This window comes from Streptomyces sp. NPDC038135 (genome assembly GCF_055601245.1).
Map to the genome: position 1 here is coordinate 269,144 of NZ_JBVJXS010000007.1, position 16,357 is coordinate 285,500.

Annotated in this window: 15 protein-coding genes; 7 read left to right on the plus strand and 8 right to left on the minus strand. The window is 73.6% G+C overall.

What is annotated here, in order from left to right:
- Positions 1-58 precede the first annotated feature (58 nt).
- A complete protein-coding gene (locus ACZ7JA_RS21555; protein WP_351665813.1) occupies positions 59-1,054 on the plus strand; it encodes a GlxA family transcriptional regulator in 996 nt (331 codons plus the stop codon).
- Positions 1,055-1,353: 299 nt separating this feature from the next.
- On the opposite strand, the gene ACZ7JA_RS21560 is transcribed toward ACZ7JA_RS21555, so the two are convergent.
- The 3 genes from ACZ7JA_RS21560 to ACZ7JA_RS21570 form a co-directional block, all read right to left on the minus strand.
- Positions 1,354-1,887, minus strand: a complete 534-nt coding sequence (locus ACZ7JA_RS21560) for an ATP-binding protein (protein WP_351666193.1) — start codon at positions 1,885-1,887, stop codon at positions 1,354-1,356.
- 573 nt (positions 1,888-2,460) lie between these two features.
- The gene (locus ACZ7JA_RS21565; RefSeq protein WP_389450065.1) at positions 2,461-2,973 is read right to left on the minus strand and encodes an EF-hand domain-containing protein; all 513 of its coding nucleotides are present in this window, start codon (positions 2,971-2,973) and stop codon (positions 2,461-2,463) included.
- A 180-nt stretch (positions 2,974-3,153) separates the two neighbouring features.
- Positions 3,154-3,534: an STAS domain-containing protein gene (locus tag ACZ7JA_RS21570; RefSeq protein WP_351665817.1), complete on the minus strand. Its 381-nt coding sequence runs from the start codon at positions 3,532-3,534 to the stop codon at positions 3,154-3,156.
- A 332-nt stretch (positions 3,535-3,866) separates the two neighbouring features.
- Here ACZ7JA_RS21570 and ACZ7JA_RS21575 point away from each other — a divergent pair, with 332 nt between their 5' ends.
- Both ACZ7JA_RS21575 and ACZ7JA_RS21580 read left to right on the plus strand, forming a co-directional pair.
- Positions 3,867-4,448 carry an RNA polymerase sigma factor gene (locus ACZ7JA_RS21575; protein WP_351665819.1) on the plus strand — a complete coding sequence of 194 codons (582 nt, stop codon included), beginning with the start codon at positions 3,867-3,869 and terminating at the stop codon, positions 4,446-4,448.
- Entirely contained in the window at positions 4,445-5,710 is a 1,266-nt protein-coding gene (locus tag ACZ7JA_RS21580) for a zf-HC2 domain-containing protein (protein ID WP_470809788.1), read from the plus strand. The genes ACZ7JA_RS21575 and ACZ7JA_RS21580 overlap by 4 nt, the downstream gene beginning before the upstream one ends.
- Before the next feature lie 14 nt (positions 5,711-5,724).
- On the opposite strand, the gene purU is transcribed toward ACZ7JA_RS21580, so the two are convergent.
- Together purU and ACZ7JA_RS21590 are read right to left on the minus strand one after the other, a co-directional pair.
- On the minus strand, positions 5,725-6,609 hold the full coding sequence (purU, locus tag ACZ7JA_RS21585; RefSeq protein ID WP_351665823.1) for a formyltetrahydrofolate deformylase: 885 nt from the start codon (positions 6,607-6,609) through the stop codon (positions 5,725-5,727).
- A gap of 112 nt (positions 6,610-6,721) precedes the next feature.
- Positions 6,722-7,222: an SCO4402 family protein gene (locus ACZ7JA_RS21590; protein WP_351665824.1), complete on the minus strand. Its 501-nt coding sequence runs from the start codon at positions 7,220-7,222 to the stop codon at positions 6,722-6,724.
- A gap of 117 nt (positions 7,223-7,339) precedes the next feature.
- Between ACZ7JA_RS21590 and ACZ7JA_RS21595 the strand changes: the two genes are divergently transcribed.
- Positions 7,340-8,668: an ABC transporter substrate-binding protein gene (locus tag ACZ7JA_RS21595; RefSeq protein WP_351665825.1), complete on the plus strand. Its 1,329-nt coding sequence runs from the start codon at positions 7,340-7,342 to the stop codon at positions 8,666-8,668.
- A gap of 30 nt (positions 8,669-8,698) precedes the next feature.
- Here the strand turns inward: ACZ7JA_RS21595 and ACZ7JA_RS21600 are convergent, their stop codons facing one another.
- Both ACZ7JA_RS21600 and ACZ7JA_RS21605 read right to left on the minus strand, forming a co-directional pair.
- On the minus strand, positions 8,699-10,291 hold the full coding sequence (locus ACZ7JA_RS21600; protein WP_403682109.1) for a hypothetical protein: 1,593 nt from the start codon (positions 10,289-10,291) through the stop codon (positions 8,699-8,701).
- Positions 10,292-10,491: 200 nt separating this feature from the next.
- Positions 10,492-11,877 carry a transcriptional regulator gene (locus tag ACZ7JA_RS21605; protein WP_351665828.1) on the minus strand — a complete coding sequence of 462 codons (1,386 nt, stop codon included), beginning with the start codon at positions 11,875-11,877 and terminating at the stop codon, positions 10,492-10,494.
- A gap of 275 nt (positions 11,878-12,152) precedes the next feature.
- Between ACZ7JA_RS21605 and ACZ7JA_RS21610 the strand changes: the two genes are divergently transcribed.
- From ACZ7JA_RS21610 to ACZ7JA_RS21620, 3 genes are all read left to right on the plus strand, one after another.
- Positions 12,153-12,806 (plus strand): bifunctional DNA primase/polymerase, encoded by a 654-nt coding sequence (locus tag ACZ7JA_RS21610; protein ID WP_470809795.1) that lies wholly within the window; start codon positions 12,153-12,155, stop codon positions 12,804-12,806.
- A 62-nt stretch (positions 12,807-12,868) separates the two neighbouring features.
- Entirely contained in the window at positions 12,869-13,645 is a 777-nt protein-coding gene (locus tag ACZ7JA_RS21615) for an ABC transporter ATP-binding protein (RefSeq protein WP_351665831.1), read from the plus strand.
- A complete protein-coding gene (locus tag ACZ7JA_RS21620) occupies positions 13,642-15,231 on the plus strand; it encodes a transporter (protein ID WP_470809798.1) in 1,590 nt (529 codons plus the stop codon). The genes ACZ7JA_RS21615 and ACZ7JA_RS21620 overlap by 4 nt, the downstream gene beginning before the upstream one ends.
- A gap of 13 nt (positions 15,232-15,244) precedes the next feature.
- Here the strand turns inward: ACZ7JA_RS21620 and ACZ7JA_RS21625 are convergent, their stop codons facing one another.
- Complete coding sequence (locus ACZ7JA_RS21625) at positions 15,245-16,105, minus strand: alpha/beta fold hydrolase (RefSeq protein ID WP_351665835.1); 861 nt, start codon at positions 16,103-16,105, stop codon at positions 15,245-15,247.
- Between the last annotated feature and the right edge of the window lie 252 nt (positions 16,106-16,357).

Sequence of the window (16,357 nt, forward strand, 5' to 3'; positions counted from 1 at the left end):
CTCGATCCGGTCGTGCGCAACGACTGGCCCGAAGGACAGCGTTCGCTAGGATCGGGCCATGAGCCTGGACGAGGACTTCCGCCCGCACCGCATCGTCGTGCTGGCCCTGGACGGCCTGCTCCCCTTCGAGCTCGGCATCCCGCACCGGATCTTCGGCCGCCCCGAAGACGCCGCGGGCCGGCGCCTGTACGAGGTGGTGACCTGCTCGGTCCGGCCGCCCGGCCCGGTCGACACGGACGCCGACTTCGCGGTGCACGTCGCGCACGGCCCCGAGGCGCTGGAGACGGCCGACACGGTGATCGTCCCGGCGTCGTACGAACTGGGCCCGCTCTACGACGAGGGCAGGCTGACCGACGAGCTGGCCGCCGCGCTCGCCCGTATCCGCCCCGGCACCCGCCTCGCCTCCATCTGCACCGGCGTGTACGTCCTCGCCGCCGCCGGACTCCTCGACGGCCGCCCGGCGACCACGCACTGGGCCGACGCCGAGCGGTTCCAGCGGCTGTTCCCGAAGATCGACGTGGACGCGGACGTGCTGTTCATCGACGACGGCGACGTGCTGACCTCGGCCGGGGTGGCCGCCGGGATCGACCTGTGCCTGCACATGGTGCGCCGCGACCACGGCACGGCCGTCGCCAACGACGTGGCCCGCCGCACGGTCGTACCGCCGCACCGCGACGGCGGCCAGGCCCAGTACATCGAGCGCCCCGTGCCCGACCTCCAGCTCGCCACGACCACCGCGGCCCGCGCCTGGGCGCTCGGCCGGCTGCACGAGCCGATCCAGCTCCGCGACATGGCCGCGCAGGAGTCCATGTCGGTGCGCACCTTCACCCGCCGGTTCCGCGAGGAGGTCGGCGTCAGTCCCGGCCAGTGGCTCACCCGGCAGCGCGTGGAGCGCGCCCGGCACCTGCTGGAGTCCAGCGAGCTGTCGGTCGACCAGGTGGCCCGGGACGCCGGTTTCGGCACGGCCCAGTCGATGCGCCAGCACCTGCAGCAGGCCCTCGGGGTGACGCCGACCGCGTACCGGCGGACCTTCCGCGCCGGGTCGGTGCGATGAACCGTCCACAGCCTGTGGACAAAGGCGGCCGGCTCCCGCGTCGCGGTCGGAACGGGCGGCCCGGTCACCGGACGGCGGCGCGCCCCCGCATCCGGCCTCGCGCCGCCGTCCGGTGCGACCCGCGCTCGGCGAGGACCCCGGCACCGCCGGGCCCTCGCCGTCCCCTCACGGCGAATCGTCGCCCACCAGCGTGTTCGCCTGATGACGCAACGTCAACACAGTTCAGATGATTGTCGGATCAAGCCTGGTTCGTGGTGCCGCGCACGGGTGCACCCGGGGCGCACCGCGGCACCGGACGCCTAGACCGCCTCGAAGGCGAAGTCCTCGTACGCGGACGGACCGCCCCCGTACGCCGACGCCGCGCCCTCCCGGGACTGTGAACAGCGGTCCAGTTCGCACCAGATGCTCTTGCCGGAGCCCTCGGGGCGCCAGCCCCAGCGGTCGGCCAGACAGTCGACGAGCGCCAGGCCCCGGCCGCCGGTCGCCTCGTCGCCGGCGCAGCGCGGGACGGGTGCGCGGGAGCTGGTGTCGGCCACCTCGAGCCGTACGGTGGCCGACGCGGCCGGGCCGGCGGCGTCCGCCGTGCCGGCTCCCGTGCCCGCGCCCGCCGCCGTGCCGGCCGCCGTCCCCGGCGTCTCCCCCGGCAGGGAGAGCCGCAGCACCGCCGGCCTGCCGGTGTGCACCACGGCGTTGGTCACCAGCTCGGACACCAGCAGGACCAGCGTCTCGGCCAACGGCTCGTCGGCCCCTATCCCGAGCCCGGAGAGCCGCGAGCGGGCCCATCTTCTGGCCCGCCCCACCTCCGCGGGGTCGGGCCGGATCTCCAGCTGCACTTGAAGCACCTGCACCGCTCACACCATCCGAACCGGCGGACACATGGCCCCGCACCGCACGAACGCCGCGACCCGAACCGCGACGCGCACCACGACGAGGGCCACGATCGTAGCCATTTTCTGCATGGCCAGGACAACGGCCAGAGCAAGGGTCACGGAACGTGATTCCCTTACGCGACAGCATGGTTGACGTACAGTCACCCCAACAAGCGCTTCGGGCATATTCCAGCGCGAAGGAGTACGCGTACGGCATACTGTGCGACGCGCTCGCCGGGGTGTCGAACAGGCGGCGAAACGGACGGGAGCCTGGGGCCGTTCCGCCCCGCGAGCAGCGGCGCGCACCGCGCGGTCCGGGGACGACCCGGGCGCACAGACGGCTCGGCACGAACTCGCGGCCACTCGCATCCCACACAAGGTACCCGAGGGGACGCGTGACTCCGGGACGTGACGAGTCACGTCAAGGACACAAGCCGATATCAACGCTCTGTGATGCCGGGACGCCACGATCCGCGACATCGTGGGCCAATGATTCCCCGAACCGGAGCCGCGTCCGCGCGTGTTGCGCGGCGAGCGCTACTCGGGAACGGTGAAGTACCGCGCGAAGGCCGGGACGACCTCCCCTTCGCCGACCCTGCCGTCGCCGTCGGCGTCGAGGGCCGTGGCGGTCGCCAGCGCGACGTCCTCCGGGACGCGCAGGACGCGCAGCACGCGGACGGTGTCGGGGACGGTGGCGCGGCCGTCGCCGTCCGGGTCCGCGACGGCCAGGGCCGCGTGCAGGAAGGGGCGGGCGATCTCGGCGAAGCGGTCGGGGTTGTCGCGCAGGCGCTTGACCGCGCCGGTGACGAACTCCTCGCGGCTGATGCGCTGGTCGCCGTCCCGGTCGGCGATGCCCGCCATGCCCTGCCAGAACGCCTCCGCTCCGGCGTAGAGCGCCTGTCCGCGGTCGGAGCGGGCGGGCACGGCGAACTCGGCGAGCAGGGCCTTGGCCGCGGCGCTGAAGTCCTCGCGGTCGATGTAGCCGTTGCCGTCCTGGTCGAAGCCGGCGAACCGGGCGGCGATCCTGCGCTCGTACTCGGTGCTGACCATGTCTTCTCGGGCCGCCTTCGTGTCGACGGGGGGGGTGATCCGGCTGGGAGCGTACGTCGGGCGCGGCGGGCTGGTGACGGGAAAACGGCGGTTGTGCCAAGACCGGGGGAATTTCGCGACAAGTCCGTGGCGGCGGGCGCGCGATGTGCTCGGGCCGGCGGGGGCGGGCCCGCGGCGGGCTCAGGCGGACAGCGGGTCGGCCTCGTCGGTGACGGCGGACTCGACGTCGGGGCGGACGTCGAAGAGGCGGCGGACGCCGAGCGCGCCGAGGACCCGGTTGACGTGCGAGCCGTCCTCCGCGCCCCGGTCCGGCAGGATCAGCCGCAGCCGGCCCTGGCAGGAGCGGATCAGCCGGCGGGCGGCGATGAGCACACCGACGCCGCTGGAGTCGCAGAAGAAGACCTCCGAGAGGTCCAGCACCAGGCTGTGGTGGCCCTCGGCGACCACGTCGTGCACCCGCTGGCGCAGCACCGGCGAGGTCATCAGGTCCAGCTCCCCGCCGACCCGGAGCACGGCCCACCCGTCCTGTTCGGCGCCGGTCACCTTGAATGTCACGGCCACGCCCCTCCGCTCGCCGGTTCGCGGAACCGCCCGGAAACGGAAGCAGTTCCTACGTTTCTTTCCGCGCGGCTGCCCAGCGGCCGTTCCCTGAAACTTCGCGTCGCAAACGGCACACGATCGACAAGGGGCTTGTTTCAGTCACTATCGATCCTGTTCGATCATAGTTGGACGCGGACCGAGTGAAGGATGTGTGAAGGGGGCACTATCACCTGCGACGTCTCGGGGGGCGCACATTGACACAAAGGGGCGTGCGTTGTCGGAGGTGCCGACTACATTCGAGACGACGGTGCAGACACGCTGGACCTGTCGGACGAGCGCGAGGGAGGGGCGACATGGCGCAGAAGGACGTACCGCCCCGCTGGGACCGCAAGATGCAGCAGCGGCTCGCCCGCGGTGAGGCAGCCGCCCTCGGCGAGCTCTACGACCGCTTCGCCTCCCTCGTGCACAACCTCGCCCACCGCGTGCTCGGCGACGAGCGGGCCGCCGACGGGGTCACCCGCGAGGTCTTCGCCCACGTCTGGGAACACCCCGACTCCTACGACCCCAAGCAGGGCCCGCTGCGCTCCTGGGTGGCCCAGGTGACCCACCGGCTGGCCGTGCAGCGGCTGCGCGCCACCGAGTCCGCCGCGCTGCCCCCGGGCGGGAGCGGCTCCGCCGAGGAGCTGGAGAGCCTGGAGAGCAAGGTGCGTCGCGCCTCGGTCGCCGCCCGCGCCGACTACATCGTCCACTCCATGCCCGCACCGCTGCGCGCCGCGCTCGAACTGGCCTACTTCCAGCGGCGCGACTACCGGCAGGCCGCCGCCGACCTCGGCGTCACCGAGGACGAGGCCCGCCGCCGGCTCCGCCTCGGCCTCCAGCTGCTGTCCACCGCCCACGACGCCGGCAGCCCGCGCGGGTACGGGGGTGCGGTGTGAACGGCCCCGAGTCCTTCGCGGCACACGAGGGCCCCGGCGACGGCCGCGAGCCCCGCATCCCGCCGCCCCGCGCCTCCGTCGAGGACAGCGGGCTGCCCCTGCCCGACCTCGCCGATCCTGGGGAACCGTCGCCCGTGCCGCTCGAGTTGTCGCACGACGTCCTGAAGTCGCTCCTCGGCGCCTGGGCCCTGGCGGCCTGCTCGGCGGCGGAGACGGCGGCCGTGGAGGAGCACCTCGGCGACTGCGGGGCCTGCGCGGACGAGGCGCGCCGGCTGCGCGAGGCCGTCGGCCTGCTGCACCAGCCGGAGAGCCTCGACCTGGACCCGGCGCTGCGCACCCGCGTCCTGCAGAGCTGCCTGACCCGCCGCCCGCCGCGCATCCCGGTGCCCGAGTGGGCGGCCCCGTACGACGCCGAGACCGCCCGGCTGGACGCGCTGCTGCAGGACTTCGGGGACGCCGAGTGGCACGCGCCGGTGCGGCTGCGGTGGTTCGAGGCCGACGAGGCGACGAGCCGCCGTACGACGGTGGCCGGGGTGATCGCCCATCTGCTGGCGGTGGACGGGCTGGTCGCGGTGGCGCTCGGCCTGGACGATCCGCTCACCGAGGCCGTCGGCGGCGAACGGACCCCGGCGGGACCGGCGGAGCGCACCAACGTGTTCTGGCGCTCGTCGCACTACCCGCCGACGCGGTCCGTGCGGGCGCCCTGGCGCGAGCAGAGCCACCGGCTGGTGCGGACGGTGTCCTTCACCGGCGGCAGCACCGGCGGACTCACGGTGCCGTACGGCGACTTCGGGCTGCCGCTGCACGACGCGATGCTGGACCGGGCCTTCGAGTGCTGGGTGCACGCGGAGGACATCGCGGAGGCGGTGGACTACCCCTACGAGCCGCCCGCGCCGCGGCACCTGCACCGGATGATCGACCTGGCGGCCCGGATGCTGCCGGTGGCGCTCGCCGAACGGCGGCGGGCGCGGCCGGCCGCGACGGGCCGGCCCCCGCGTCTGGTCACGGCCGGGCAGCCGGGGCGCAGCCTGCGGCTGGAGATCGAGGGCGCGGCCGGCGGGGAGTGGCTGATCCCGCTGGACTCGCCGGGCGCGGTGGGCTCCGCCGAGTTCGAGGTGGCCCATGTCGCCCTGGACGGCGTGGAGTTCTGCCGCCTGGCGGCGGGCCATGTGCCACCGGAGGACGCCGCGGCGGGACAGGTGGGCGACCGCGAGGCGATCCGGGACGTGCTGTTCGCGGCGGCGGGCCTGAGCCGGATGTGAGCGTGCGGCCCGGCCTAGGCGAACACCACCGTCCGGCGCCCGTTGAGCAGGATCCGGCGCTCCGCGTGCCACTTCACCGCGCGTGCCAGCGCCTGGCACTCGACGTCGCGGCCGACGGCGACCAGGCCCTCGGGGGTGACGTCGTGGCCCACCCGCTCGACCTCCTGCTCGATGATCGGGCCCTCGTCGAGGTCGGCGGTGACGTAGTGGGCGGTGGCGCCGATCAGCTTGACGCCCCGCGCGTGCGCCTGGTGGTACGGCTTCGCGCCCTTGAAGCTCGGCAGGAACGAGTGGTGGATGTTGATGATCCGGCCGCTGAGCCGCTTGCACAGGTCGTCGGAGAGGACCTGCATGTAGCGGGCGAGGACGACCAGTTCGACGTGCTCCTCGTGCACGATCTCCAGCAGCCGGGCCTCGCCTTCGGCCTTGGTCTCCTTCGTCACCGGGATGTGGTGGAAGGGGATGTTGTAGGAGCCCACCAGCTCCTCGAAGTCGGTGTGGTTGGAGACCACGGCCGCGATCTCCACCGGCAGGGCCCCGATCCGCGCCCGGAACAGCAGGTCGTTCAGGCAGTGCCCGAACTTGCTGACCATGAGCACGATGCGCATCTTCTCGTCGGCCCGGTTGAGCTGCCAGTCCATGTGGAAGGAGTCGCCGATCGCCGCGAAGCTCGCCCGCAGCTTCTCCACGGTCACCGGAGCCTCGGCCGAGAAGTGGACGCGCATGAAGAACAGGCCCGTGTCGTGGTCGCCGAACTGCTGGCTGTCCTCGATGTTGCAGCCGGTCATGAACAGGTAGCTCGACACGGCGTGCACGATGCCCTTCTTGTCCGGGCAGGAGAGGGTGAGGACATACTGGTCGGCCGGGTCGGCGGCGGCGCGGGCGGGCTGCTCGTTCATGCACCACAGGTTCCCACACCGGCCGTCCGCCGCGGACGGTCGTCCCGCAGGGCGGACGGGGTGCCGGCGGCCGGCGGCGCCGGTGGCCGCCCACGGACGGAACCGCCGCCCGCTACGCGGTCCTCGTCATGATCCGCAGGACCTCGAGGCTGCGCGGGGCGGTGTCCGGGTCGTCGCCGTCGCTGGCCGCGAGACGCAGGTGCGCGTCCCGGGCCGCCCGCACCGCCTCCGGCCACGCGTGGTGGTCGAGGTAGGCGGAGACCGGCGCGTCCGGGCCGACCTGGTGCATGATCCGCAGCACCCGCAGCACGGCCGTGTCGACCAGCGCCGCCTCCTGGGAGTCGCGGAATATCGTGCCGACGTACTTCTCCGCCGACCAGTTGTCCAGCCAGGTGTCCTCCACCAGCCGGTACACGGCGTCGGTTACGTCGCCGTATCCGTCCACACCGGCCAGCCAGACGTCCCTCTGGAAGACCGGGTCGGAGAGCATGTGCAGCGCGGAGCGCACATTGCTGCGCCAGCGCCACCACGGCATGTCGTTCAGTGGCATGCCGCCCATGGTGGAGGAGCGACGGCCGCGACGGGAAGAGTTCTCCGAACCTTGCACGGTCATCGATCGTACGTTCCCCACCACATCCGTCACACCGGCCCCCCGAATTCACCTCGGCGTCACCGTTCATTGACCGAGGGTCACTCTCGGGTTAGTGGTGTGAGGGAATCGTGCGTGTGCATGACCGGCAGGCGACGCATCCGCAGCACCTTCCCCCTCTCCTTCACCCGGCCCGTCAGAGCGGCCCTGCTCTCCGCGGGCGCACTGGCCGCGGTCACGTCGCTCACCGCCGGATGCGGGGTCGTCCCCGGAGCCACGGGGGGCTCCGGGGACGACCCGGTCAAGGTGATGACCTGGGCGCCGCAGAACACGGACGCCACCAACAAGCCGGGCATGCCGGCGATGGCCCGCGCCTACGGGAAGTGGATCAACGCCCACGGCGGCATCAACGGCCGCAGGCTCGAGATCCTGACCTGCAACGACCACAACGACAGCGTGGGCGCGGCGAAGTGCGCCCGGCGCGCGGCCGCCGAGGACGTGGTCGCCGTCGTCGGCTCCTACAGCCAGTACGTCGACTCCTACCTCGCCCCGCTGGAGAGCGCGGGCATCCCGTACATCGGCGGCTACGGCATCAGCAGCGACGAGTTCACCGGTCAGATGTCGTACCCGGTCAACGGCGGCCAGCCCGCCCTGCTGGCCGGTCTCGGCCGGGCGCTGGCCTCGGTCTGCGGACCGGTCGCCCTGGTGCGTCCGGACAGCATCGCCGGCGACCAGCTGCCCACCCTGCTGGACTCGGGCCTGAAGGAGGGCGGGCACGCGGCGACCGGCGACCAGCTCGCCGCCGAGAACGCCACCGAGTACGACTCCCAGGCCGAGCGGGCGCTGCGGTCCGCGACGCAGGACGCGACGAAGAAGGGCTGCGTGGTGCCCGCGCTCGGGGACCGCACCGGCACCTTCATGGACTCCTTCCGGCGGGCCCGCGACGCCTTCCCGGCGGTGCGCACGGCGACCGTGACGGGCAGCGTCGACCAGAGCGTCATCAACGCGACGGGCGGCGCCTCGAGCCCCTACGAGGGGGCGTACATCACCGGCTGGTACCCGGTGACGTCCGACCCGCGGTGGGACCCGATGAAGAAGGTGATCAACGAGGAGGCCTTCGGCGACAACCGCATCGACCCCGCGGACGCCGGAGTGCAGACCACCTGGATCGCCTACACCGTGCTGAAGGCCGTGCTGGAGAAGATCGGCCGCGGCGAGGTGAGCGCCGACAGCGTGCGGCACACCCTCAACAAGGGCCTGAAGGTGTACACCGGCGGCCTCACCCCGACCCTGCACTGGCCCTACGAAGGCAAGCTCGCCGGCCTCGGCCTGCCCCGCCTGGTCAACGCCGACGTGACCCTGCAGGTGGTCCAGGACGGCAAGCTGGTCGAGGCGAAGAAGACCGCGGGCTCGGGATTCGACGGAATCACCGACATGACGAGCACGCTCCAGGGAGCGGACCTCACCTGACCCGGCCCGCGGCGCGGCGCCCCGGCCGGCTCAGAGCTGGGTCGGCTGGCGCTGGGTCAGGCCGTACTTCGTCGCGATGGTGTTCCAGAGCGCCGCGGCCTTGACCTTCTCGGCGCTCGCGGTGCCGCTCTCCCGGTTGCCGGCCGCGGTCTGACCGGTGACCCGGGCGCGTCCCTTGTGGCAGCCCTTCCTGCCGCCGACCTGGTCGGCCCAGGCGGCGTAGTTGTTGTCGGCGGCGGCCGAGGCCTGCCAGGCCTTGGTGAGGGCGGCCGTCAGCTCGGCGTTGGCCGGCAGCCTGTCGACCGAGAGCTTGCCCAGCCGGGTCACGAGGCCGCTGCGCTGCTTGGCGGCGTTGCGCAGGTCGGAGGCGGCCTGGCCGAGGTTGTTGCACTGCTTGACGTTCGCCACCGCCTGGATCACCGAGGCCCGGCTGCTGCCGCTGTCGGCGAGCAGCTTGTCCAGGGCGATCGCCTGCTGCTCGGCCGGGTCGGCGGACTCGGCCGCCGAGGGCGAGTCCTGGGTGGCCGGGGCGGAGGCGGCGACGGTCTGGTTGTCGTCGCCCTTGTCCCCTTTTCCGCCGCTGAGCAGCGCGCCGGCGCCCACGCCCAGCACCACGATGCCCACGCCGGCGGCGGCGATCAGGGGCACCCGCGAGCGGCCCCCGCGGCCGCGGTCGTCGTCCCGCGGCGGCTCGTACGAGGGCCGCGCCGGGCCGGGGTAGGCGTTGTTCGGCTGCTGGACCCGCGGCATCTGCTGCGTGGTCCCGGCCGGGCCGGAGTCTGCGGGGCCGCCGCGGAAGAGGTTGTCGAACTCGGCGGGCGGCTGCCGCTCACCGCTCTGCGCCTGGGCGGCGAAGGGCGGGATGTACTGCGTGGCGTCCGCGTCGGAGTGGGCGGCCGGCGCGGGGGGCTGCTGGGCCCGCCCGAGGTACCGGGTGTCCTCCCCGGCCGACTCGGGCGGCAGCGCGCCCGGCGTCACCGGCGGTATGTACTGCGTCGCGCCCTCGTCGACGGGGGATCCCTGCACGGGCGGTATGTACTGGGTCGCGCCCTCGTCCGCGGGGACCGGCGGTATGTACTGGGTCGCGCCGTCGGCGGCCGGGGGCAGCGGGGCGCCCTGCGCCGGGTAGGCGGGCGGCAGGGGGCCCGAGGGGGCGCCCTGCGCCGGATACTGCTGGTAGGCGTCGGGCGTGCCGTAGCCGGGCTGCGGGCCCGCGCCATAAGCGGACTGCTGGCTCTGCCCGTACGCGGCCGGGCCGCCGTCGTACCCGGGCTGCGCGCCGCTCGGCCCGTAGCCCTGGCCGTGGCCGTACGCCTGGCCGTCGTACGACGGGGCCGGCGCGCCCTCGGGCGGCAGCGGGCCGGGACCGCCGGCGGGCTGCTGCTGTTCCGGGGCGCCCCACTGCTGGGCGGCCGCCGGCGGCCAGCCCTGGTCCTGCTGGTGCTGCGGCTGCTGCGGGTCGGGGCCCCAGGCGCCGCCCCAGGCCTGGCCGCCGGCGGGCGCCGCCGGGGCCGGGCTGCCCGTCGTGCCGGGCAGCAGGGGCTCGCCTCCGTCGGAGGGCAGCACGATGCCTTCGTGCGCGGGTCGCGCCGAGGGCTCCTCGCCCTGTCCACTCTGCGTCACCGGGACTCCTACGAATGGGGGACCTTCGGAATCGTCGGCTCACGCTACCGGGTCCCCGGAGCCGGGTGCCACGCAGCTCAGGACGCGATCTTCTCCCCAGTGACAGCGGTAACAAAACCACCCCGCGGCACGCTGTATAAGGCAACCGTCGTGCGTGCCCGTGCCGTTGGCCGTGCGTTCACGCGCCGCGGGGCTTTCGTTCAGGCGGCCGGCTGGAGGTCGAGGCGGGCGCCGAACTCCCTGACCACCGCTTCCTCCCGGAACGGCTCCAGGCGCTGCTGCAGGTCCTCCAGGTACTCGGCGCCCCGGTTGGAGCGCAGCGTCTCCAGCAGTTCCACCGCCTTGAGGCCGGTGCCGCAGGCCTGCTCGATCTCGCGCTGCTGCACCTGGGCCGTGGCGAGGAGCACATAGCCGATGGCGCGGCGCCGGACCCGGGTCGCGGGGTGGCCGGCCAGCGACTGCTCGGCGTACCGGGCCGCCGCCTCGGCCTGGCCGAGGTCTCGGTGGCAGTGCGCCAGCTCGTCGGCGAGATAGGCCTCGTCGAAGTGCGCGATCCACGCCGGGTCGTCCCCGGAGGCCGCGTCCGCCCGTTCCATCGCGCCGACCGCCCGGCCCTCCGCCGCCTGCGCCGCGCGGATATCGCCGAGCAGGGCGTGCCCGCGCGCCTCCGCCGCGTGGAACATCGCCTCCGCTCGCGGTGTCACCCGTCCGCGCGCGCCCTCCTGCGCGGCGCGCGCGAGCTGGGAGATCTCGCGCGGGTTGCCGAGCTGCGCGGCCAGGTGGCTCATGGAGGCGGCGAGGACGTACCCGCCGTAGCCGCGGTCGCCGGCCGCCTGGGCCAGCCGCAGCGACTGGATGTAGTAGCGCTGGGCCAGGCCGGGCTGCCCGGTGTCCACCGCCATGTAGCCGGCCAGCTCGGTGAGCCGGGCCACGGTCGCGAAGAGCTCCCGTCCGACCGCCTCCCGGTACGACCCGGCGAGCAGCCCGGAGACGACGCTGTTGAGGTAGTGCACGACCACCGGGCGCACGTGCCCGCTGCCGTACTGGTGGTCGAGGTCCGTCAGCGCCTGGGTCATGGACCGTACGGCCGCCACGTCGGACAGGCCCACGCGCGGGCCCGCCTGCCGGGACACCTGGGGGTCCGGCGCCGAGATCAGCCAGTCGCGGCTGGGCTCGACCAGCGCGGAGGCGGCGACGGAGGAGCCGGACAGGAAGTCCCGCCGGCCCACGTCGCTGCGCCACAGCTCGCAGACCTGCTCGATGGCCCCCAGTACCGTCGGCGAGAACTGGAGACCGACCCCCGAGGCGAGGTTCTTGCCGTTGGCCATGCCGATCTCGTCGATCGTGACCGTACGGCCGAGCTTGCGCCCGAGCGCCTCGGCGATGATCGCCGGGGCCCGGCCCCGCGGCTGCTGGCCGCGCAGCCAGCGGGCCACGGACGTCTTGTCGTAGCGCAGGTCGAGCCCGTGCTCGGCGCCGCACATGTTGACCCGCCGGGCCAGTCCGGCGTTGGAACACCCCGCTTCCTGGATGAGTGCCTGCAGCCGTTCGTTCGGCTGCCTCGCCACGAGAGGCCTTGCGGCCATGTCCTACCCCCTGCGAACCCCTGGAGCGTGAAGATCCGGCCGGAGGGTTCCGGCCGAGCAGATCACTGCCCAGCTGACATACCGTCAATGCGTGACATGTGCGGTTTGCCGGGGTGTAGGCAGTTGCCACCCCCATCCCTGGCTACCCAGCTCCCGCCCCGGTTCCTCCCGCGCGCCCCCACTCGTGCACCCATGCGCCCCAAATGCGAAAAGGATGCTCCTCCCCCGCGCGCGCTCCGGCCGTAACCCGAGGTGAGCGCGGGAGTTGAGTGAGCGTGGAAGAGACGATCGCGGGCACCCAGGCCGCCCAGATTCCGCAGCAGCGCGGGCAGTCGCTGCTGGAGACCGCCGTGCGCTACGCCGAGGAGCGGCACTGGGACGTGTTCCCGGGCACCTGGCTGGAACCGGTCGGCGGAGGGGAGCGCTGCTCGTGCGGCGACGCCTCCTGCCCCGCGCCGGGTGCGCACCCCGCGCGCCCCGACTGGGCGGGCCAGGCGACCGGCAGCGCGACCGTGGTCCGGCGGATGTGGCAGCAGCAGCCGGCGGCGTCGGTCCTGCTGCCCACGGGGCTCACCTTCGACGCGGTGTCCGTCCCGGAGAGCGCCGGGTTCCTGGCGCTGGCCCGGATGCAGCGGATGGAGCTGACCCTCGGCCCCGTGACGCTGACCCCGGACCGGCGCATGCAGTTCTTCGTGCTGCCGGGAGCTGCCACCAAGGTCCCCGGCCTGGTGCGCACGCTGGGCTGGTCGCCGGCCTCGCTGGATCTGGTGGCGCTGGGCGAGGGGGACTACGTCGCCGCTCCCCCGACCCGGTTCGGCTCCCGGGGCGCCGTGCAGTGGGCCTGCCGGCCGACCCCCGCCAACCGGTGGCTGCCGGACGCCGAGGAGCTGATCCCGCCACTGGCCTACGCGTGCGGCCGGGACCGCTGACGGCCCGCACCGCGGGCACGGTCGCATACCGGGGAGGAGCGGGAGCGCCGTAGCCTTCCTGCATGACCGAAGCTGCGGTGTGCGTACGGGGGCTCTGGAAGCGATTCGGGCAGCAGGTTGCCGTCGGGGGCATCGATCTCGACCTGCCCGCCGGGAAGTTCATCGGGCTGGTCGGCCCGAACGGCGCCGGGAAGACCACGACCCTGTCCATGGTGACCGGGCTGCTGCGCCCCGACGAGGGCTCCGTCGAGGTCGTCGGACACGACGTGTGGCGCGACCCGGTGGCCGTCAAGGCGCGGATCGGCGTACTGCCCGAAGGGCTGCGGCTGTTCGAGCGGCTGTCGGGACGCGAGCTGCTCGGGTACTCGGGCCGGCTGCGGGGGCTGCCCGGCGCCGAGACCGACGAGCGGGCCGCGCAACTGCTGGACGTGCTCGACCTCGCCGGGGCGCAGCACAAGCTGGTCGTCGACTACTCGACCGGCATGCGCAAGAAGATCGGCCTCGCGGCCGCCCTCCTCCACAACCCCGAGGTGGTCTTCCTCGACGAGCCGTTCGAGGGTGTCGACCCGGTGTCCGCGCAGACGATCCGGGGCGTGCTCGAGCGGTACACGGCCTCCGGAGCCACCGTCGTGTTCTCCTCCCACGTCATGGAGCTGGTCGAGTCGCTGTGCGACTGGGTGGCCGTCATGGCGGCGGGCCGCATCCGCGCCACCGGACCGCTGGCCGAGGTGCGCGGCGAACACCCGACGCTGCAGGCGGCCTTCCTGGAGCTGGTCGGGGCGCGCGGCCGGGACTCCGCGTCCCGGCTGGACTGGCTGGGCGGCGGTGCGGCCCGATGACGGGCACCACCACCGTCCTCGTACGGCTGAAGCTGTCGCTGCTGCGCAACGGGCTGCGGCAGTCCGCGGGCCGACGGGCCGCGTTCGTCGCCTCGGCGGTCGTCGCGCTGCTGTTCGCCATGCTGCAACTGCTGGGCCTGCTCGCGCTGCGCGGGCACGCGCACGCCGAGGCCGTCGCCGTGCCCGGGACCGCCGTGCTGGCACTGGGCTGGGCCGTGATGCCGCTGTTCTTCCCCGGCGGCGACGAGACCCTGGACCCCACCCGGCTGGTGATGCTGCCGCTGCGCCCGCGCCCCCTGGTGCGGGCCCTGCTGGCCGCCTCACTGGTCGGGGTAGGGCCGCTGTTCACGCTGCTGGTCCTGTCCGGATGCGCGTTGTCGGTGGCGCACGGGGCCGCCGGGTACGTCACCGCGGTGATCGCCGTGGTCCTCGCGCTGCTGGTCTGCGTGGCGCTCGCACGGGCCGTCGCCGCCGCCAACGTACGGCTGCTGACCAGCAGGAAGGGGCGTGATCTGGCCGTACTCAGCGGGCTGGTGATCGCCGTCGGGGCCCAGCTCGTCAACTTCGGCGCCCAGCGCCTGGGTTCGGCCGGGCTCGGGCCGCTGCGGCCGGTCGCGGACGTGCTGTCCTGGGTGCCGCCGGCGTCCGCGGTCGGCGCGGTGCGCTCGGCGAGCGACGGGGCGTACGGCGTCGCGGCCGGCCGACTGCTGCTGTCGCTCGCCGCGTCGGCCCTGCTGGTCGCCGTGTGGGCGCGGAGCCTCGACCGGCTGATGACCGCGCCGGACGGGTCCACCCTGCGGGACGCGGACGCCGGCGGCGGGGACCGCTCCACCGCGGGCGGGCTCGGCCGGCTGCTGCCCGGCGGGCGCACGGGCACGGTCATGGAACGCGCCCTGCGCTACGTCTGGCGCGACCCGAAGACCAAGTCGGCCTGGGTGACCTCGCTGGCCATCGGGCTGATCGTGCCGGTCTTCAACGCCGTCCAGGGCACCGGTTCCATCTACTTCGCGTGCTTCGCCGCCGGGATGCTCGGCATCCAGATGTACAACCAGTTCGGCCAGGACACCTCGGCGTTCTGGATGGTGGCCATGACGATCTCCTCGCCGCGCGACGCCTACGCCGAACTGCGCGGTCGCGCGCTGGCCCTGCTGGTGATCACCCTGCCGTACGCCGCGCTCGTCACGGTGCTGACCACCGCGCTGCTGGGCGCCTGGGAGCGGCTGCCCGAGGTGCTGGGGCTGTCCCTGGCCCTGCTGGGGGCCATGCTGGCGACCGGCGCCTGGACCTCGGCCGGCTTCCCGTACTCCATCCCGCAGGAGGGCCACAAGAACGTGGCGCCCGGGCAGGCGGGCCTCGCCTGGATCTCCGTCTTCGGCGGCATGGTCGCCTCCGCCCTGCTCTGCGCCCCGGTCATCGCGGTGACGATCTGGCTGAACGTCATCGCGGGCGGGGACGCGTGGAGCTGGGTGCTGCTGCCGCTGGGGGCGGCCTACGGGGCGGGGATCGCCTTCGGGGGCCTGCGCCTGGCCGCGCCGCGCACGGCGGCCCGCCTGCCGGAGATCCTGACGGCGGTGAGCAAGGGGTGAGCCGGGAGGGGGGTCAGCCCGCCGCGAGGCGTTCGAGGAAGGGCTCCACGGCCGCCCGCCATGCCATCGGCTGGTCGTAGTGGACGAGGTGGCCGGCCTCGGCGACCTCCGCGTACTCGCCGAGGGGCAGCACCCGCACCATCTCCTGCGCCTCGGCCCGCCCCAACTCCCCGTCGAGACCGCGCACGACGAGCGTGGGGCAGCGCACCTGGGCCAGCTCCTCCCAGTGGGCGTCGTACACCCAGCTCTCCCGGGTGCGGAGCATCTGGTCGGGTTCGAAGACGGGGCGCCAGCCGTCGGCGGACTCATGCATCACCTCGGCGTAGAACTCGCCGCGCGAGGGGTTGGGCCGCTCCACCCAGGGATCGTCCTCGCCGAACCACTTGCGGACGTCGGCCAGGGTGGCGAAGGGGACGGGCCAGGAGCGGAACCATTCGGCCCACTCCCGCTGCGAGGCCGCGCCGAGCGCGGAGGCCCGCATGTCGCAGACGACCAGTCCGCGCACCAGGTCCGGGCGCCGGGCGGCGAGCTGCCAGGCGGTCAGGGCGCCCATGGCGTGGCCGACGAGGACGGCGGGGCCGAGACCGAGCTGCTCCAGGGCCGCCTCCGCGTCGTCGACGTAGGCCTCCCGGCCGTAAGCGGCCTGCGGGGGCTTGTCGCTGCGGCCGTGACCGCGCTGGTCGAGGGCGACCGCGCGATGGCGCTCGGCGAGCCAGCGGGCGGTGGCCGCCCAGTGCGAGGCGCGGCCCATCAGGCCGTGCAGTAACAGCACCCCCGGAGCGCCCGGCTCCGCCTCCGGTTTCGGAGGGTCGGCATACTCCCAGGCGGCCAGGCGCACCCCGCCCGTTCCCATCACGTCGATACGCCGTGCCATCGGCCTGGTACCCCCCAGCTCCGCCTGCCTCGTACCGGTGTACTGCCGTTCTCGCCGTCCGTCGTCCCTGCCGTCGCAGACTATCGAATGCCTTTTCGAAAATACTGCCTCTGCTACCAACACCCCTCATTCGAGTGACGCCCCCCGAGGAATGATCGCCGCCGCCGAGGGGATCTTTCTGGCGGGAGGCGGACCACTCGGGGAAAAGCGGTCCGAGGGGAATGACCCTGAGAGCTCGGGGCTCCGGGTCAG